This window comes from Pseudomonas entomophila, assembly GCF_018417595.1.
Lineage (GTDB): Bacteria > Pseudomonadota > Gammaproteobacteria > Pseudomonadales > Pseudomonadaceae > Aquipseudomonas > Aquipseudomonas entomophila_C.
In genome coordinates, this window is the sequence record NZ_CP070982.1 from 1,419,829 (window position 1) to 1,435,922 (window position 16,094).

Consider the following 16,094-nt stretch of genomic DNA (forward strand, 5'->3'; position numbering starts at 1 on the left):
GCTTTCATAACGCCTGGGATCCTATGCTTAAAACGCCGTTATTGACCTGCATGCCTAGGATTCTAGGCTTTGTATAGTGTGCTTTAAAGAAAAATCCGCTACTGGATAAAGACTAATTTTCTAGGCGTTGAGTGTACATTTTAATTTTTATGCCAAGATTTCTAGGCGTTGTCAATCCTCGTTTTCGCGGCGGATTTCAGCGATTGGTTTACCACATTTCTTTTCGCGCAGAACGGGCTACCGCATCGAATGTCCCGAAGTGACCAGACCTGCCAGCACCTTCTCCAGTTTCACCACCGCTTCCCTCATTTCAGCGGGTGTCAGTGCCGCAAAGCCCATCAGCAAGCCGGCATCGTTCCTCGGCACCGCGTACAAGCTGCCCAGCCCCAATAGATCGATGCCCACCCCGCGTGCCGCCCTGACCACGGCGTCTTCAGACAGGGCCTGCACGAAATGGCAGGGCATCTGCAGCCCGCCGGCGGGCACCTGCGGCACGAGAAACGCCCCCAGGTGCCTGCGCAGCAGATCCGCCAGCACATCCCGGCGCTCGGCGTAGAGCGCGCGCATGGCCCGCACATGGGCGTTGAAGTGGCCGCCTTCCATGAACCGGGCCAGGGTCAGCTGGGCGATGGAGGCGTTATGCCCATCCTGCAGCGTGCGGGCGGCGGTCATCGGCGCGACGAGCTGGGGTGGCAGCAGCAGGTAGCCGATGCGCAGGCCGGCGAACAGCGATTTGGTGAAGGTGCCGATGTACAGCGTGCGGTCGTGTGGGTCCAGGCCCTGCACGCAGGCGGTGGGGCGGCCGGCGTAGTGGAACTCGCTGTCGTAGTCGTCCTCGATGATCCAGGCGCGTTGCTGGCGCGCCCATTCGATCACCAGCAGGCGCCGGTCCAGCGCTAGGGTCGCGCCGGTCGGGTACTGGTGCGAAGGGGTGAGGAACACCGCCCGGGCATCCGGTGCCAGCCGGGCCATGGCGTCCACCTGCAGGCCGTGTGCGTCCACCGGGACCGGCACGCATGCCAGGCCGGCGGCTGTGACAGCCTTGCGGGTGCCCTGGTACAGCGGGTCTTCGACCAGCACCTGGTCGCCTGCGTCCATGAGCACCTGGGCGCACAGGCCAAGGGCCTGCTGCGAGCTGGTGAGGATCAGGATGCGCTCGGCGGATGCCTGGGCCCCGCGCTCGAGGTTGAGGTAGTCGGCGATTGCCCTGCGCAAGGGGGCCATGCCCTGCGGCTCGCTGTGTTCCAGCGCCCGCGTGCCGTATTCCTTGTACACCTGCCGTTCCAGCTTCTCCCAGATGGCCAGGGGGAAGTGCCGGGTTTCGGCCACGCCCGGGGCGAAGGGGCGGGGCGACTGGAAGTTGTGGACGCCACCACTGTGCAACACCGCTTCACCTCGGCGGCTCAACTGCACGGGGGCCTGCTGATGCGCCGGTCGCTGGCGCTTGCGCGACGGCAGGCATCGGGCCCGTTGCGACACGAAACTGCCGCTGCCCACGCGCCGTTCGATAAAGCCCTCGGCGTGCAACTGGCTGTAGGCCGACTCCACGGTATCCCGCGAAACGCCCAGGGACTGGGCCAGCGGGCGCGAGGCGGGCAACGCCTTGCCCACCGGCAGTGCGCCGTCGAGGATCAACTGACGGATCGCCCGTTGAATACGCACATGCAAGGCCAGCGCGGCGTGTGCCGGGTCGTTGATCCAGGCTTTCACCGATTCCAGCTGCGCGTGTTTGAACATTGGCCTGATTCCCTGGCTGATGGACCTGATTAATGGCTGCCAATGCTGGGGCCGCTTCGCGACACAAGGCCGCTCCAGTCGACCGCGATCCCCTGTAGGAGCGGCCTTGTGTCGCGAAAGGGGCGCAAAGCGCCCCCGGCAATCTCAAGCCTTACCCCTATCCAGAACCTCAAAATGGTCTGGCTATTACCAATCAATTGGCAGGTAAAAACCAACCATTTATCCGCTATAAAACCCAAGCCCGCAAGCAACCACCAAGGAAGGCAAGCGCTACGGGCAGGGCGGCCCCCTCACTCATCCACACTGCTTTGCCCAAAAAGGGGTTCCACTAATGACCACCACCCAACTACCTGTCTTCATCCGCGAAGTGAAGCAAACCGACCTCCAGCCCTGGCGTGACTACTGGTCGCAATACCAGGCCTTTTACCAGGTAGACCTGGGCCCAGCCATCAACGAGCGCACCTGGGCCCGCTTCTTCGACCCGGCCGAACCCATGCACTGCGCCGTGGCCACGGACGGCGAACGGCTCTTCGGCTTCGTCCACTATGTGTTCCACCGCTCGACCTGGGGGCGCAACGACTTCTGCTACCTGGAAGACCTGTACGTGTGCCCGAGCGCCCGAGGGCGGATGATCGGCAAGCAACTGATCGAGTTCGTCCAGGACCAGGCCCGGCAGCAGCAGTGCGACCGGCTGTACTGGCATACCCAGGAGACCAACCGGACTGCGCAGCGGTTGTATGACTGGATTGCCGAGAAGCCGGGGGTGATTGAGTATCGGATGGCGCTGGATGTTGCTCACTAAGGCCATTGTGAGCAGATGAGGGCGTGGGAGCGGGCTTGCCCCGCGAAGGATGGCACCGGCTTCGCGGTGTAACCCCCTGCGGCGTGGCGCCGCTCGCACGCCTCATTCATCAGAAATTGTCCTCGGACACTTTCTTAAGACGCACTCGGTGCTCAGTGGCGAAGGAAGCGGGGGAGGACATCGGCACATCCTGGAACACCTCATCAAGCAAACCCAGATGCCACAGCGCGATCATGTAGCTGCGCATCTCTACAGTAGGTGTACCTGCCTCGATTTTAGCGAGCGTGGTGATGGACAACCCGGATTGGGCGGCGAGATCTTTCTGGCGAATCTTTCGCTCAAGACGCCTGGTTCTGGCCAGAAGCCCTATTTTCATTAGCCTGTCGGCGCATGCCAATGGAAAAACGTTCATCTTAAGATCTTCTATAGCAGTGCTTACGAGTCATAAGCACTATTTTAGCAGCGCTTATGAGTCATAAAAATCAGGGTTTCTGAAACCACTCCCAATGCCCGAATCGGGAAGTGGGAGGTATGGCACCGACTTTGTCGGTGAAGTCGTGAGCCAATCTACTTCTATAGGTCCGAGTAGGAAAAAGCTCGAGATACGTAAATTAAATCCATTTTTTTATGTGTTAAATGAAGGTTACCTAGATAATGACAAAAATATAGGAATTAACTCCTAAGCATCCTGCTCAATAAAACCTATAATCTGTGCTTTAAGCGTCGATTCGCAGGTTAAGCCTCGTCATGTTGGATTTAAGCTTCAGCAAGCCCAGTGAGATCGTCAAACGACTCTGCGAGCGTCTTCGCACCGAGCGCCTTGCGCAACAGATGACCCAGGCCGATGTGGCAGGCCGGGCCGGTATTGCCACCAACACGGTCTCCAATCTGGAAGCCGGACGTAATGTCGGTTTCGAAAACCTGGTCAGGGTGGCGATGGTGCTGGGCCGTGGCAAGGAGTTGGAAAACCTGTTCGTGCCCAAGCTGGACAGCCTTGCGGACCTGCAACGCTATGAAGAGGGCGCCAAGCGTCAACGCATCAGGAGAAAACACGGCGATGCCTGAAAAAGTGCGTGTGTACTACGAGGGCTGGGGCGAGCGCTGGCTCTGGGGCACTCTGGCGACTTCCACCACTGTCAGCCAGCGCCCACAGATCATCTTCGAATACAGCCCTGAGGCCAGACAGCGGGGCTTCGAACTGTCATCCCATCTACTGCCCCTGCAAGGCGATGCAGTGCGCAGAGGCTTCCCCGGGCATCAGATCGGTGTACCGGGGCCAGTCTATGATGCGCTGCCGGACGGCTGGGGCATGTTGCTGATGGACCGACTGTTCAAACGTCGTGGCCTGAATGCTGCCCGCATAGGCCCCCTGGAGCGGTTGGCGTATATCGGTGACAACGCCATGGGCGCCATGTCGTTCGAGCCGGTGGCACCCGAAGGTTTGATAGCGCAAGACCACATCCCCCTGGAGCAACTGGCGGCCGAGGTGCAGGATGTGCTCAAAGGGGAGGGTGGGGCGTTTTTGCAACAACTGTTGTTGGTAGGCGGCTCCCCGCAAGGCGCGAGACCCAAGGCGCTGGTGTATCGCGACCCGCACACCAATACGTTCACCACCTTGGCCAAGCCAGAGCTTGAGGCCTGGCTGATCAAGTTTCCTGCTCGGGAAGAGCATCCCGAGGTCTGCGCCATCGAGATGGTCTATGCAGAGTGCCTGCGCCTTTGCGGCATCCCGACACCGGACACCCAGCATTTCAGCCTGCCCAACGGGTTGGCGGCCTTTGCCAGCAAGCGCTTTGATCGACAAGGTCAAATACGCGTGCCCATGCAAAGCCTCGCGGCGTTCACCGGTGCGGATTTCCGGTCACCTGGCGCACTGGATTATGTGAATTTCCTGCGCGCAACTCATCTCTGCACCAACGACCTGCGCGAGAAAGCACGGGCATTTGAGCGTGCGCTGTTCAATGTGGCCTTCAACAACCGCGACGACCACCCCAAGAACTTCGCTTACCTGATGTCGCGCACGGGGCAGTGGACGCTGGCGCCGGCCTACGATGTGACCTTCTGCGAAGGCCCTGGGGGGTATCACCAGATGGATGTGATGGGCGAGGCCCTGGCGATTGATCGCTCGACGATGCTGGCGCTAGCCAGCGAAGCAGAGATTTCACCAGCGGCTGCCGAACAACTGATCGAGCGCATATGCGGGGTAGCCAGCCAGTTTGCCGCATTGTCTGAGAAGCACTATCCGCGGATGATCAGCTCGGAGACGCTTCGTACCGTACAAGGCCGGATCGATGAGAACATCGCCCTGCTTCTCTGAAAATGTATAGGCGCAGGTCAGTCACTCGTTCAGGCTGCGTTGTCGGCGATAAGGTAGGGGCGTGGAAGCAATCTCACCCGCGATCACTGGTGAAACCGGCCCCATCCACCATCTTGCGCATCCACCGAGGCATCCTGCAGCGCATCAAGCTCTCTGCCTCCCCGGTATCGAGCCTGGACAGAATCGTCTGAACCATCGCGCCCGTCAGTTCGCGTCTGCCGATATAGAAAAGCGCACACAGCGCCAAGCCGGCCTGACTACCTGCACATTGCAGCTTATCCGCTGATACATGCCGCAAGTGGACGACCGCATCACCCACCCGTAGATCACGACTGGAGCCACTGGTGTAGTACATCGGCCGCACCTGAACCTGCGTGCTGAGCCTGAACCATCGAACTGCTTCGGCCCCATGCACTTGGATGATCTCGCCGCGTGCCTTGGCCATTGCCATCCTCACGGTGACAGGTCCCGGTCGCATCTTGCCCACATAGGGGCTGCTCTTTGGGCGTATGTACACACCTCGCGCCACCCGCTCCAAGGCGCCCGCCCGGACAAGGCGGGCCAGAGCCTTGTCCACGGCGGAGCGTGATCCGAACTTCGTGAAGTGTTGAACAGAGAACGGCTTGCCTCGGGCCAGATAACGAATGTGGCTGGCAATCGCCTGCGCTACCGACACGCTTGCCTTCTCATCGGCTTGGGTTGAAGCCTCCAGCTGGTCAATCCCCCACCCCATGCAACCGCAACGCCCGCTGCGCACATTCCTTCCAGCTCAGCTTGCGCCGCTCGGGCACCACCACGGGCTTCTCCGCTGCCATCACCACCGGCATATCCCGCATTCGTACCCAAGGTTCACTCTGCCAATACAACAGACTCGCCGTATGCCCACCCGGCCAGCACATCCTGCCCAGGCGCGGCAGGTCTTCCAGCGCCGAGTCCTGCCCATCGCGCAGCACCGCCACCACCTCATGGGTCAGCCAGTGGCGCAGGTGGCGGTTTTCCGGAATGTGATGATGGGCCAGCAGGGTATAGGCACCGGACTCGCTGACCATCGTGGTCTCGCTGTACTGGCCGTAGCGCAGCAGCTGCACGGTGCGATGCTGGTCCGGGTCGAGCTTGCGGATGCAGTGTTCGTCGAAGAAGCGCCCGGTCAGCCGGCCGAGTTCGTGGGCGCAGAACCAGGCTTGGGATTCGAGCCAGAGGGGGTGGAGGGGGCGGTTGTGGCGGGTGAAGAGGGTGGAGGAGTAGCGAATCATGAAGGGCTATCCAGATCAGGAAAAGCCGTTTCTAACGGGAACGGGGTTCCGCTGCGTGAGCGTTCTTAGCGCTGTAGACACGTTACCGTGATCTGTTCGAGACAAACAGCGCTGGGCTCGTAGGACGATTCCGTTTTTGGGCAGCTTTGAAAATAGGTGCTTAATGATTGACCGGGAGGTCACTATCGATCTGCGTCGAGAGCAGTGGGATAGGCTCGAAATCTTCAGTGTCTTTGAGATCGAGCGTCGCCCGCGCGGCGCTCGATTTGCGCATCGCCAAAAAATCCGAGACAGGCACCTGGCAGGGGACTGTCAGATTTTTTGTGTGCGGGCCGGTAACGGCCTGCCGTCAGGCAGGCCCTGATTCTCACCAGGTCGGCCTGATGAACCGATCTCCGTACAGAATCGCAAATTGATTCATCGCGCTTTTCCAATCATGGGCCGGTTTTCCCCAATTGGCTGTTATGTTGCGCAATCCCAGCCAAATCAGTTTGGTCGCTGCGTCATCATTCGGGAAATGCCCGCGAGTCTTGATGACCTTGCGTAGCTGGGCGTTGATGCTCTCGATGGCGTTGGTGGTGTAAATCACCTTTCTGATGGCCGGTGGGAAGACGAAAAATGGAATCACTCGATCCCAGGCGCGTCTCCAGGCAGCCACCACCGTTGGATATTTCTCGCCCCACGGCCCGTTCTCAAACTCATCGAGTGCTTGCTCAGCCGCTTCAGCATTAATGGCTTGGTAAATCGGCTTCAGCTCCTTGGCCAGAGCCCGCCGCTTGTCCCAGGCCGCGAAGTCGAGGCTGTTGCGGATCAGGTGCACGATGCACGTTTGCAACGTCGTCTCTGGAAACACGGCACTGAGAGCCTCTGGCATACCTTTGAGGCCATCGGTCACGGCAATCAGCACATCTTCGACACCGCGCGTCTTGAGATCGTTAAAGACCTTCATCCAAAACTTCGCGCCCTCGGTGTTCTCGATCCAGATGCCCAGGATATCCCGCGTCCCGTCGGGGAGGACGCCCAGGGCCAGGTAAATGGCCTTGTTGCGCACCAGGCCCTCTTCGCGGATCTTCACCCGCAGTGCATCGAAGAAAATGACCGGGTACATCGGCTCCAGTGGCCGCTGTTGCCACGCGCCAATCTCGTCCATGACCTCGTCTGTCACAGAGCTGATGAAGTCGGGTGAGACCTCTGTTCCATACTGCTCGGACAAAAAGGCTCGGATCTCTCTGACCGTCATTCCACGGGCGTACATGGCGATGATCTTGTCATCGAAACCGGTGTACCGCCGCTCGTGCTTGGGGATCAGAATGGGCGAAAAACTGCCGTCTCGATCGCGAGGAATTTCCAGCCGCAGTGGGCCATCCCCCGTTAAAACCGTCTTGCCACTCTTGCCGTTACGCTGGTTGGTTTCATCCTCTGGGCGCTGCGCGCCCGGCGGATAGCCCAGGTGGTGGCCAAGCTCGGCATGCAGAGCGCGTTCGATCAGGGCCTTCTTGAACGCCGCAGAGGCATCCTCGATAGCTTCTGCGGTCATCAGGCCCTCACCGAACTGCTCCAGCAGCTCTTTGGGGATTTTGGGCAGGTCACGCAAGGGTTTCTTTTTGGTTGGCATACATGCACCTCTTACTCATGTTATGCCCGAACACAAAATTTCTGACACCCTCCCTGGCAGCCATCACTCAACTTTTCGAGCGTAGCCAATCCTCTCCAGAATTTCGTGACGGCCCATAAAAAAAGGCTGCCCAGAGGCAGCCTTTTTGGTTAGCTGGATGATCAGTCCCAGCTCAGAGCACCACCAGTCTGGTACTCGATAACGCGCGTCTCAAAGAAGTTCTTCTCCTTCTTCAAGTCCATGATCTCGCTCATCCAAGGGAACGGGTTAGTAGTCCCCGGATACTCTTCCTTCAACCCAATCTGGGTCAGTCGACGGTTGGCAATGAACTTGAGGTAGTCCTCCATCATCGCCGCATTCATGCCCAGCACGCCGCGTGGCATGGTGTCACGGGCGTATTCGATCTCCAGCTGGGTACCCTGCAGAATCATCTGGGTAGCCTCTTCCTTCATCGCGGCATCCCACAGGTGCGGGTTCTCGATCTTGATCTGGTTGATCACGTCGATGCCGAAGTTCAGGTGCATGGACTCGTCGCGCAGGATGTACTGGAACTGCTCGGCGACGCCGGTCATCTTGTTGCGGCGGCCCATGGACAGGATCTGGGTGAAGCCGCAGTAGAAGAAGATGCCTTCCAGGACGCAGTAGTAGGCGATCAGGTTGCGCAGCAGCTCTTTGTCGGTCTCGACGGTGCCGGTGTTGAACTCCGGGTCCGAGATGGCGCGGGTGTACTTCAGGCCCCAGGCTGCCTTTTTGGCGACCGATGGGATCTCGTGGTACATGTTGAAGATCTCGCCTTCATCCATGCCCAGCGACTCGATGCAGTACTGGTAGGCGTGGGTGTGGATCGCCTCTTCGAAGGCCTGGCGCAGGATGTACTGGCGGCACTCCGGGTTGGTGATCAGGCGGTACACGGCCAGGGCCAGGTTGTTGGCAACCAGGGAGTCGGCGGTGGAGAAGAAGCCGAGGTTGCGCATGACGATGCGGCGCTCGTCTTCGGTCAGGCCGTCCATGCTCTTCCACAGGGCGATGTCGGCGGTCATGTTGACCTCTTGCGGCATCCAGTGGTTGGCGCAGCCATCGAGGTACTTCTGCCAGGCCCAGTCGTACTTGAAGGGTACGAGCTGGTTGAGGTCGGCGCGGCAGTTGATCATGCGCTTTTCGTCAACGGCGACGCGGGCCGAGGAGCCTTCCAGCTCGGCCAGGCCTTCGGCGATGTCCAGGGCGTCCAGCGCAGCCTTGGCGCGCTTGACGGCGTCGGAGTCAGAAGCGGTAGCGGCGCGGGCTTCCAGGGCGGCGGCACCGCCGGCGCTGTCGAGCTTGTCCAGGGTGGTGGTGGCAGCGGCCTGTGCGGCGGTGTTGCCTTTGGCGGCGACTTCGCCGTCTTCTTTGTCGAATTCGTCCCAGCTCAGCATGGTGAGATCTCCTGCTTGAGGGCCATCAATGAGTATGGCCGGTGGATCTTGGTTGCGATGCGGTGCACGCAAATCTGGAATGCCCGAGGGAGGGCTGACCGGGGCGTTGGGCCCCGGCTTGTTATGTCTGGCTGTGGGGAGGTGCTGGCAGTGCCGGCCTCATCGCTGGCAAGCCAGCGCCCACAGGGTTCTGCGCTGTGGCGCAGAAAAGAGGCTACCCGGGGGTAGCCTCTGCGTGCCTTATTGGCAGGCTTCGCAATCCGGTTCGTCGATGGCGCAAGCCTTCGGTACCGGGGCAGGACCCGCCGCCTGGACCGGGGCGCTGTCGCCGCCGCTCGACACGGCGTTGAGCTTGCCGGTGTTGATGGTCGACTTCTCGGTGCTGGTCGCGGCCAGGGCACGGAGGTAGTAGGTGGTCTTCAGACCACGGTACCAGGCCATGCGGTAGGTCACGTCCAGCTTCTTGCCCGAAGCGCCGGCGATGTACAGGTTCAGCGACTGGGCCTGGTCGATCCACTTCTGGCGACGGGAGGCGGCATCGACGATCCATTTGGTTTCGACTTCGAACGCGGTGGCGTACAGGTCTTTCAGCTCTTGCGGGATACGCTCGATCTGCTGCACGGAACCATCGTAGTACTTCAGGTCGTTGATCATCACCGAGTCCCACAGGCCACGGGCCTTCAGGTCGCGGACCAGGTACGGGTTGATCACGGTGAACTCGCCCGACAGGTTCGATTTCACGTACAGGTTCTGGTAGGTCGGCTCGATCGATTGCGACACGCCGGTGATGTTGGCGATGGTCGCGGTCGGCGCGATGGCCATGATGTTCGAGTTGCGAATACCTTTCTTGACGCGCTCGCGCACCGGTGCCCAGTCCAGGCTCTCGGTCAGGTCGACGTCGATGTACTTCTGGCCACGGGCCTCGATCAGGATCTGTTGAGAATCCAGCGGCAGGATGCCCTTGGACCACAGCGAACCCTGGAAGGTCTCGTAGGCGCCGCGCTCGTCGGCCAGGTCGCAGGAAGCCTGGATCGCGTAGTAGCTGACCGCTTCCATCGACTTGTCGGCGAACTCGACGGCAGCGTCCGAACCGTACGGAATGTGCTGCAGGTACAGTGCGTCCTGGAAGCCCATGATGCCCAGGCCGACCGGGCGGTGCTTGAAGTTCGAGTTGCGCGCTTGCGGCACCGAGTAGTAGTTGATGTCGATCACGTTGTCGAGCATGCGCACGGCGGTGTTCACGGTGCGTTGCAGCTTGGCGGTGTCCAGCTTGCCGTCGACGATGTGGTTCGGCAGGTTGATCGAGCCCAGGTTGCAGACCGCGATCTCATCCTTGTTGGTGTTCAGGGTGATCTCGGTGCACAGGTTCGAGCTGTGGACCACGCCCACGTGCTGCTGGGGCGAGCGCAGGTTGCACGGGTCCTTGAAGGTCAGCCATGGGTGGCCGGTCTCGAACAGCATCGACAGCATCTTGCGCCACAGGTCTTTGGCCTGGATGGTCTTGAACACCTTGATCTTGTTGTACTCGGTCAGGGCTTCGTAGTACTCGTAGCGCTCTTCGAAGGCCTTGCCGGTCAGGTCGTGCAGGTCAGGCACTTCCGATGGCGAGAACAGGGTCCACTTGCCGTCATCGAAGACGCGCTTCATGAACAGGTCAGGGATCCAGTTGGCGGTGTTCATGTCGTGGGTACGACGACGGTCATCACCGGTGTTCTTGCGCAGCTCGATGAATTCTTCGATGTCGAGGTGCCAGGTTTCCAGGTAGGCGCACACGGCGCCCTTGCGCTTGCCACCCTGGTTCACGGCGACGGCGGTGTCGTTGACCACTTTCAGGAACGGCACGACGCCTTGCGACTTGCCGTTGGTGCCCTTGATGTACGAGCCCAGGGCGCGCACCGGGGTCCAGTCGTTGCCCAGGCCACCGGCGAATTTCGACAGCATGGCGTTGTCGTGGATCGCGTGGTAGATGCCCGACAGGTCGTCCGGCACGGTGGTCAGGTAGCAGCTCGACAGCTGCGGGCGCAGGGTACCGGCGTTGAACAGGGTCGGGGTCGAGGCCATGTAGTCGAAGGACGACAACAGGTTGTAGAACTCGATCGCACGGGCTTCTTTATCTTTCTCTTCCAGCGCCAGGCCCATGGCCACACGCATGAAGAACACCTGCGGCAGCTCGAAGCGCACGCCATCCTTGTGGATGAAGTAGCGGTCGTACAGGGTCTGCAGGCCCAGGTAGGTGAACTGCTGGTCGCGTTCGTGGTTGATCGCCTTGCCCATGCGCTCCAGGTCGTAGCCTTTCAGCGCTGGGTCGAGCAGTTCGAACTCGACGCCTTTCTCGACGTAGGCCGGCAGCGCTTTGGCGTATAGGTCGGCCATCTCGTGGTGGGTGGCGCTGTCGGCGACGTTCAGGAAGCCCAGGCCTTCGGCGCGCAGGGTGTCCATCAGCAGGCGGGCGGTGACGAACGAGTAGTTCGGCTCACGCTCTACCAGGGTGCGGGCGGTCATCACCAGGGCGGTGTTGACGTCTTTCAGGGCCACGCCGTCGTACAGGTTCTTCAGGGTTTCGCGCTGGATCAGCTCGCCATCGACCTCGGCCAGGCCTTCGCAGGCTTCGCTGATGATGGTGTTCAGGCGGGCCATGTCCAGAGGGGCCAGGCTGCCGTCGGCCAGGGTGATGCGGATGCTTGGGTGCGGCTCGACCACGGCGTCGGTGTTGGCGCGGGTGGCGCGCTCTTTGGCGCGCTGGTCGCGGTAGATCACGTAGTCGCGGGCGACTTTCTGCTCGCCGGCACGCATCAGGGCCAGTTCGACCTGGTCCTGGATTTCTTCGATGTGGATGGTGCCACCCGATGGCATGCGACGCTTGAACGTGGCGGTGACCTGCTCGGTCAGGCGCGCGACGGTGTCGTGGATGCGCGACGAGGCGGCGGCGGTGCCGCCTTCAACTGCGAGGAACGCCTTGGTGATGGCCACGGTGATCTTGTCGTCGGTGTAGGGGACGACAGTGCCGTTGCGCTTGATCACGCGCAGTTGGCCCGGAGCGGTGGCAGCCAGATCCTGGTTGGATTCGGCCTGCGGCGCCAAAGCCTGCGGGTTCTCGCGAGTCGTGTCGGTTTGCATGGGTGGGTGTCTCCACAGTTTCTAGTTTGTTCAGGCGCTTTATAAGGCGCCCACCGTTCCGTCCACTTGCTCGATGGCCCGGGCGGGGACGCGCGTGAAACACACGCATCCGCCCGCTCGGGCATACCGACTTCGGGACAGACTCAGGAATAAGGGGCAATAACCTGCCGCTCCCTGGCCGAAGTCAAAGGTTCTGGGCGTACCCAAAATCTGTTGCTGAATGAGTGCGAGGTGGTGCCTGCAACACTCATACCCGAACAAGGCCGTCTTGGGGCTTGCATCGGTGGCCTCCGCAGGAGCGGTTTGGCTGCTGGAATCACGTTAAGTTCAGTCGGTAAATTCGCTTGAATTTGCCTGTTGACTTGTGTTTGTGATTTTGCACGAAACCCAACATCTAGTGGTTCGCTGCGATAGGGATACAAGATAATGCGGTCTGGGGGGCTTTGCAAGGCGAGCGCCTGTGGATAACTTGTGGGTACTTTGTGGGTTTTTGCTGTAAGCCTTATCCCAAGAGGTTTGCACTATTTTTTACCTGTGCTACGTCTCTGCGCAGAATTTTGCGGGCGCGAACCCTATCACAAAAAACGGTTCAGTCGAGGGGCGTTTTGCGTGGTTGGCAGGGGTGGGGGCGGGACGTAGTATCCGCAAGCCATGTTGCGCTTTGGTTAAGGTGGATTCTCGCTGGAATCAAAGGGTTGTGGAGCCAGTACCGGCCTCTTCGCGGGCAAGCGTAGCCAACAGAAATACCCGACCAGAATCACAAATCTAAGAAAGGGTAAGGCCATGGACCAGCCAGCAAACCGTATCCTCATCGTCGAGGACGACCAGCGCCTCGCCGAGCTCACCGCCGAATACCTCCAGGCCAACGGTTTCGAAGTGGCGGTGGAAGGCGATGGTGGCCGTGCCGCGCGGCGCATCATCGACAGCCAGCCAGACCTGGTGATCCTCGACCTGATGCTGCCCGGCGAGGACGGCCTGAGCATCTGCCGGCGCGTGCGTGGCCAGTACGCCGGCCCCATTCTCATGCTCACCGCCCGCAGTGACGAGCTCGACCAGGTCCAGGGCCTGGACCTGGGCGCCGACGACTACGTCTGCAAGCCGGTACGCCCACGCCTGCTGTTGGCGCGCATCAGTGCCCTGCTGCGCCGCAGCGAGGCCCCCGAGCGGCGCCAGGACCTGACCTTCGGCCCGCTGCATATAGACAGCCGCCAGCGCGAGGCGCATCTGGACGGCCAGCTCATCGAACTGACCGGCGCCGAATTCGACCTGCTCTGGCTGCTGGCCAGCAACGCCGGGCGGGTGCTGTCCCGCGAGGAGATCTTCACCTCGCTGCGCGGCGTCGGCTACGACGGGCAGGACCGCTCCATCGATGTGCGCATCTCCAAGATCCGCCCCAAGATCGGCGACGACCCGATCACCCCACGCCTGATCAAGACCTTGCGCAGCAAGGGCTACCTGTTCGTCGGCGAGGCGTCATGAACTCGATCTTCCTGCGCATCTATGGCGGCATGCTCGCTGTGCTGGTGCTGGTGGCCGTGCTGGGTGTGCTCAGCCTGCACCTGGTCAACGAGATCCGCGCCGGCCAGCACCGCGAGCGCCTGGCCCAGGGCACCTTCAGCCTGATGGCCGACAACCTGGCGCAGCAGAACGCGGTGGAGCGCACCCGTTCGCTGGTGATCTGGGAGCGTTTGCTCGGCGTGCCGCTGGACCTGCAGCCGATGTCGGGGTTCACCCTCGACGGCGGGCAGCGTGCGCGCCTGTACCGCGACTTGGTCGTGGTCGAGAAGACCGGCCCGCATGCCGCCCGGGTACTGCGCCGGGTCGGCCACGAAGATGTGCTGCTGGTGGCAGAGGTGAAACAGATCAGCGAGCAGTTGGCCCGCGCGACCCTTTATCTATTGGCCGATGAACTCGTGCGCTACCCGGTGACCGAGCAGCAAGCGCGCCTGGCACAGCTCAGGCAGAGCAAAGGCTTTGGTTTCGACATCGCCTTGCAGCGCATCGAGCGGGCGGCGCTGGACGACGATCAGCGCCGCCGGGTGGAGGAGGGCGATACGGTGATGGCGCTGGGCAAGGACGGCGACTCGATCCGCGTGTTCTCGGGGCTTGCCGGGTCGCCCTGGGTGCTGGAGATCGGCCCGCTGTACCAGCTCAACCCCTATCCGCCGCAATTGCTGATCCTGATCGCCTTCCTCGGGCTGTGCCTGATCGGGCTGGTGGTCTACCTGCTGGTGCGCCAGTTGGAGCGACGCGTGTCGGGCCTTGAAGTGGCGGCTTCACGTATCGCCCAGGGCAGCCTGGATACTCGGGTACCAGCGGGCGACGCCGACTCGGTCGGGCGCCTGGCCGCGGCCTTCAATGGCATGGCCGAGCACTTGCAGCGCTCGCTGACCATGCAGCGCGAGCTGGTGCGGGCGGTGTCCCACGAACTGCGCACGCCGGTGGCGCGGCTGCGTTTCGGCCTGGAGATGATCGAGAGCGCCAGCACCGAGCAGGCCCGGGCCAAGCACCTGGCCGGCATGGATGGCGATATCCAGGACCTGGACCGGTTGGTCGACGAGATGCTCACCTACGCCCGCCTGGAGCAAGGCGCGCCGGCCCTGCATTTCCGAGTAGTGGACCTGGACGAGCTGCTGGCGCGGGTGATCGAGGAGCTGGCGCCGCTGCGGGCCGAGGTGAGGGTGGTGCGGGGGGAATGCCAGGGCCTGGAAGGCAGTGATGCCCGAGTCGAAGCGGAACCGCGCTATCTGCACCGCGCCTTGCAGAACCTGGTAAGCAATGCCATGCGCCATGCCGAATCCGAAGTGCGCCTGAGTTATCAGATCGGCCAGCAGCGTTGCCGCATCGATGTCGAGGACGACGGGCCGGGGATTCCGGAAGGTGTCTGGGACCGGATTTTCACCCCGTTCACCCGCCTCGACGACAGCCGTACCCGGGCATCGGGCGGGCATGGGCTGGGCTTGTCGATCGTGCGCAGGATCATCTACTGGCATGGCGGCCGCGCCTTGGTCGGGCGCAGTGAGCAGTTGGGCGGCGCCTGTTTCAGCCTGAGCTGGCCGCGTGAGCAGCCACGCGACTAGACGCTGACCAGGCTGAGCAGGTGGCGATCCTGCACGCAGAACTGGCCATCAAGCTCGACGCCGTGGTGCCACTCGGCTGACAGGTCGGTAAGCAAGCGCAGGCGCGCATGGCCGTCGGCGGACCAGGCCAGCAGTTCGGCGTGCTCGAAGTAGAAGCGCTGTTTGGTCAGCGGATAGAGCGTCTTGAACAGGCTCTCCTTGAGCGAGAAGGTCAGGGTCACGACCAGGGCCTGCTGGCTGCGGTCCAGGCGCTCCATCTCCGGGGGCGTGAGAATTTCGCCGGCCAGGCGTTCGGCGCGCTCCTCGCTCAGCAGGGTTTCCTGGTCCAGGCCCAGGCCACGGCACTGGCCATCGGCGGCGACCACCGCCGCAGCCCAGCCTTGGCCGTGGGTGATCGAACCATGGATGCCGGCCGGCCAGATGGGAGAGCGGTCCTCGTGGCTGGCCGGCGCATGGTCTCGGCCGTCCAGGATCCTCAGGGCCTCGCGGGCGCAGACCCGGCCGGCCAGATATTCGGCCTGGCGCTTGGCAACAGAGCGCTGCAGGCTGGCGGTCTGGGTGATGCCGGCGCGCTGGAAGTCGTCGGGCGCAAGGTTGGCCGGGTCGAAGGCGCAACTGACCAGCACCGCGCCAGGGACCGGGTGGGGCAAGGGCCAATGGTGTTGAAGGGGGGCGCAGCAGGTCGGGAGTCTGTTCATGGTGGGTATTGTGCCAGTCGCGACAGCCGGCGCAAATCATGGCGAGGTCATCGCGGGGCAAGC

General features: G+C 61.8%; 13 protein-coding genes. 5 read left to right on the plus strand and 8 right to left on the minus strand.

Annotated features, from left to right (window positions below; genetic code table 11):
- Nucleotides 1-237: 237 nt before the first annotated feature.
- On the minus strand, nucleotides 238-1,737 hold the full coding sequence (locus JYG34_RS06230) for a PLP-dependent aminotransferase family protein (RefSeq protein ID WP_213659913.1): 1,500 nt from the start codon (nucleotides 1,735-1,737) through the stop codon (nucleotides 238-240).
- A gap of 331 nt (nucleotides 1,738-2,068) precedes the next feature.
- On the opposite strand from JYG34_RS06230, the gene JYG34_RS06235 reads away from it, so the two are divergent.
- Complete coding sequence (locus tag JYG34_RS06235) at nucleotides 2,069-2,539, plus strand: GNAT family N-acetyltransferase (protein WP_213659914.1); 471 nt, start codon at nucleotides 2,069-2,071, stop codon at nucleotides 2,537-2,539.
- A 109-nt stretch (nucleotides 2,540-2,648) separates the two neighbouring features.
- Here the strand turns inward: JYG34_RS06235 and JYG34_RS06240 are convergent, their stop codons facing one another.
- A complete protein-coding gene (locus JYG34_RS06240) occupies nucleotides 2,649-2,951 on the minus strand; it encodes a helix-turn-helix domain-containing protein (RefSeq protein ID WP_213659915.1) in 303 nt (100 codons plus the stop codon).
- A gap of 335 nt (nucleotides 2,952-3,286) precedes the next feature.
- On the opposite strand from JYG34_RS06240, the gene JYG34_RS06245 reads away from it, so the two are divergent.
- Together JYG34_RS06245 and JYG34_RS06250 are read left to right on the plus strand one after the other, a co-directional pair.
- Nucleotides 3,287-3,604 carry a helix-turn-helix domain-containing protein gene (locus JYG34_RS06245; RefSeq protein ID WP_213659916.1) on the plus strand — a complete coding sequence of 106 codons (318 nt, stop codon included), beginning with the start codon at nucleotides 3,287-3,289 and terminating at the stop codon, nucleotides 3,602-3,604.
- On the plus strand, nucleotides 3,597-4,856 hold the full coding sequence (locus JYG34_RS06250) for a type II toxin-antitoxin system HipA family toxin (RefSeq protein ID WP_213659917.1): 1,260 nt from the start codon (nucleotides 3,597-3,599) through the stop codon (nucleotides 4,854-4,856). Before JYG34_RS06245 ends, JYG34_RS06250 begins: the two co-directional genes overlap by 8 nt.
- A gap of 73 nt (nucleotides 4,857-4,929) precedes the next feature.
- Here JYG34_RS06250 and JYG34_RS06255 read toward each other — a convergent pair whose 3' ends face one another.
- From JYG34_RS06255 to JYG34_RS06275, 5 genes are all read right to left on the minus strand, one after another.
- Nucleotides 4,930-5,589, minus strand: coding sequence for a DUF6088 family protein (locus JYG34_RS06255; protein WP_249746221.1), 660 nt, complete (start codon nucleotides 5,587-5,589; stop codon nucleotides 4,930-4,932).
- Entirely contained in the window at nucleotides 5,573-6,109 is a 537-nt protein-coding gene (locus JYG34_RS06260; protein WP_213659918.1) for a BRO-N domain-containing protein, read from the minus strand. Before JYG34_RS06260 ends, JYG34_RS06255 begins: the two co-directional genes overlap by 17 nt.
- Nucleotides 6,110-6,476: 367 nt before the next feature.
- Complete coding sequence (locus JYG34_RS06265; protein ID WP_213657248.1) at nucleotides 6,477-7,724, minus strand: IS256 family transposase; 1,248 nt, start codon at nucleotides 7,722-7,724, stop codon at nucleotides 6,477-6,479.
- 161 nt (nucleotides 7,725-7,885) lie between these two features.
- The gene (locus JYG34_RS06270) at nucleotides 7,886-9,136 is read right to left on the minus strand and encodes a ribonucleotide-diphosphate reductase subunit beta (protein ID WP_084941718.1); all 1,251 of its coding nucleotides are present in this window, start codon (nucleotides 9,134-9,136) and stop codon (nucleotides 7,886-7,888) included.
- A 240-nt stretch (nucleotides 9,137-9,376) separates the two neighbouring features.
- Complete coding sequence (locus JYG34_RS06275) at nucleotides 9,377-12,253, minus strand: ribonucleoside-diphosphate reductase subunit alpha (RefSeq protein WP_213659919.1); 2,877 nt, start codon at nucleotides 12,251-12,253, stop codon at nucleotides 9,377-9,379.
- A 783-nt stretch (nucleotides 12,254-13,036) separates the two neighbouring features.
- Between JYG34_RS06275 and JYG34_RS06280 the strand changes: the two genes are divergently transcribed.
- Nucleotides 13,037-13,732 carry a response regulator transcription factor gene (locus tag JYG34_RS06280; protein ID WP_213659920.1) on the plus strand — a complete coding sequence of 232 codons (696 nt, stop codon included), beginning with the start codon at nucleotides 13,037-13,039 and terminating at the stop codon, nucleotides 13,730-13,732.
- Nucleotides 13,729-15,333 carry an ATP-binding protein gene (locus tag JYG34_RS06285; RefSeq protein WP_213659921.1) on the plus strand — a complete coding sequence of 535 codons (1,605 nt, stop codon included), beginning with the start codon at nucleotides 13,729-13,731 and terminating at the stop codon, nucleotides 15,331-15,333. The genes JYG34_RS06280 and JYG34_RS06285 overlap by 4 nt, the downstream gene beginning before the upstream one ends.
- Here JYG34_RS06285 and JYG34_RS06290 read toward each other — a convergent pair.
- Nucleotides 15,330-16,031, minus strand: coding sequence for a 4'-phosphopantetheinyl transferase family protein (locus tag JYG34_RS06290; protein WP_213659922.1), 702 nt, complete (start codon nucleotides 16,029-16,031; stop codon nucleotides 15,330-15,332). The genes JYG34_RS06285 and JYG34_RS06290 overlap by 4 nt on opposite strands.
- Nucleotides 16,032-16,094: the final 63 nt, after the last annotated feature.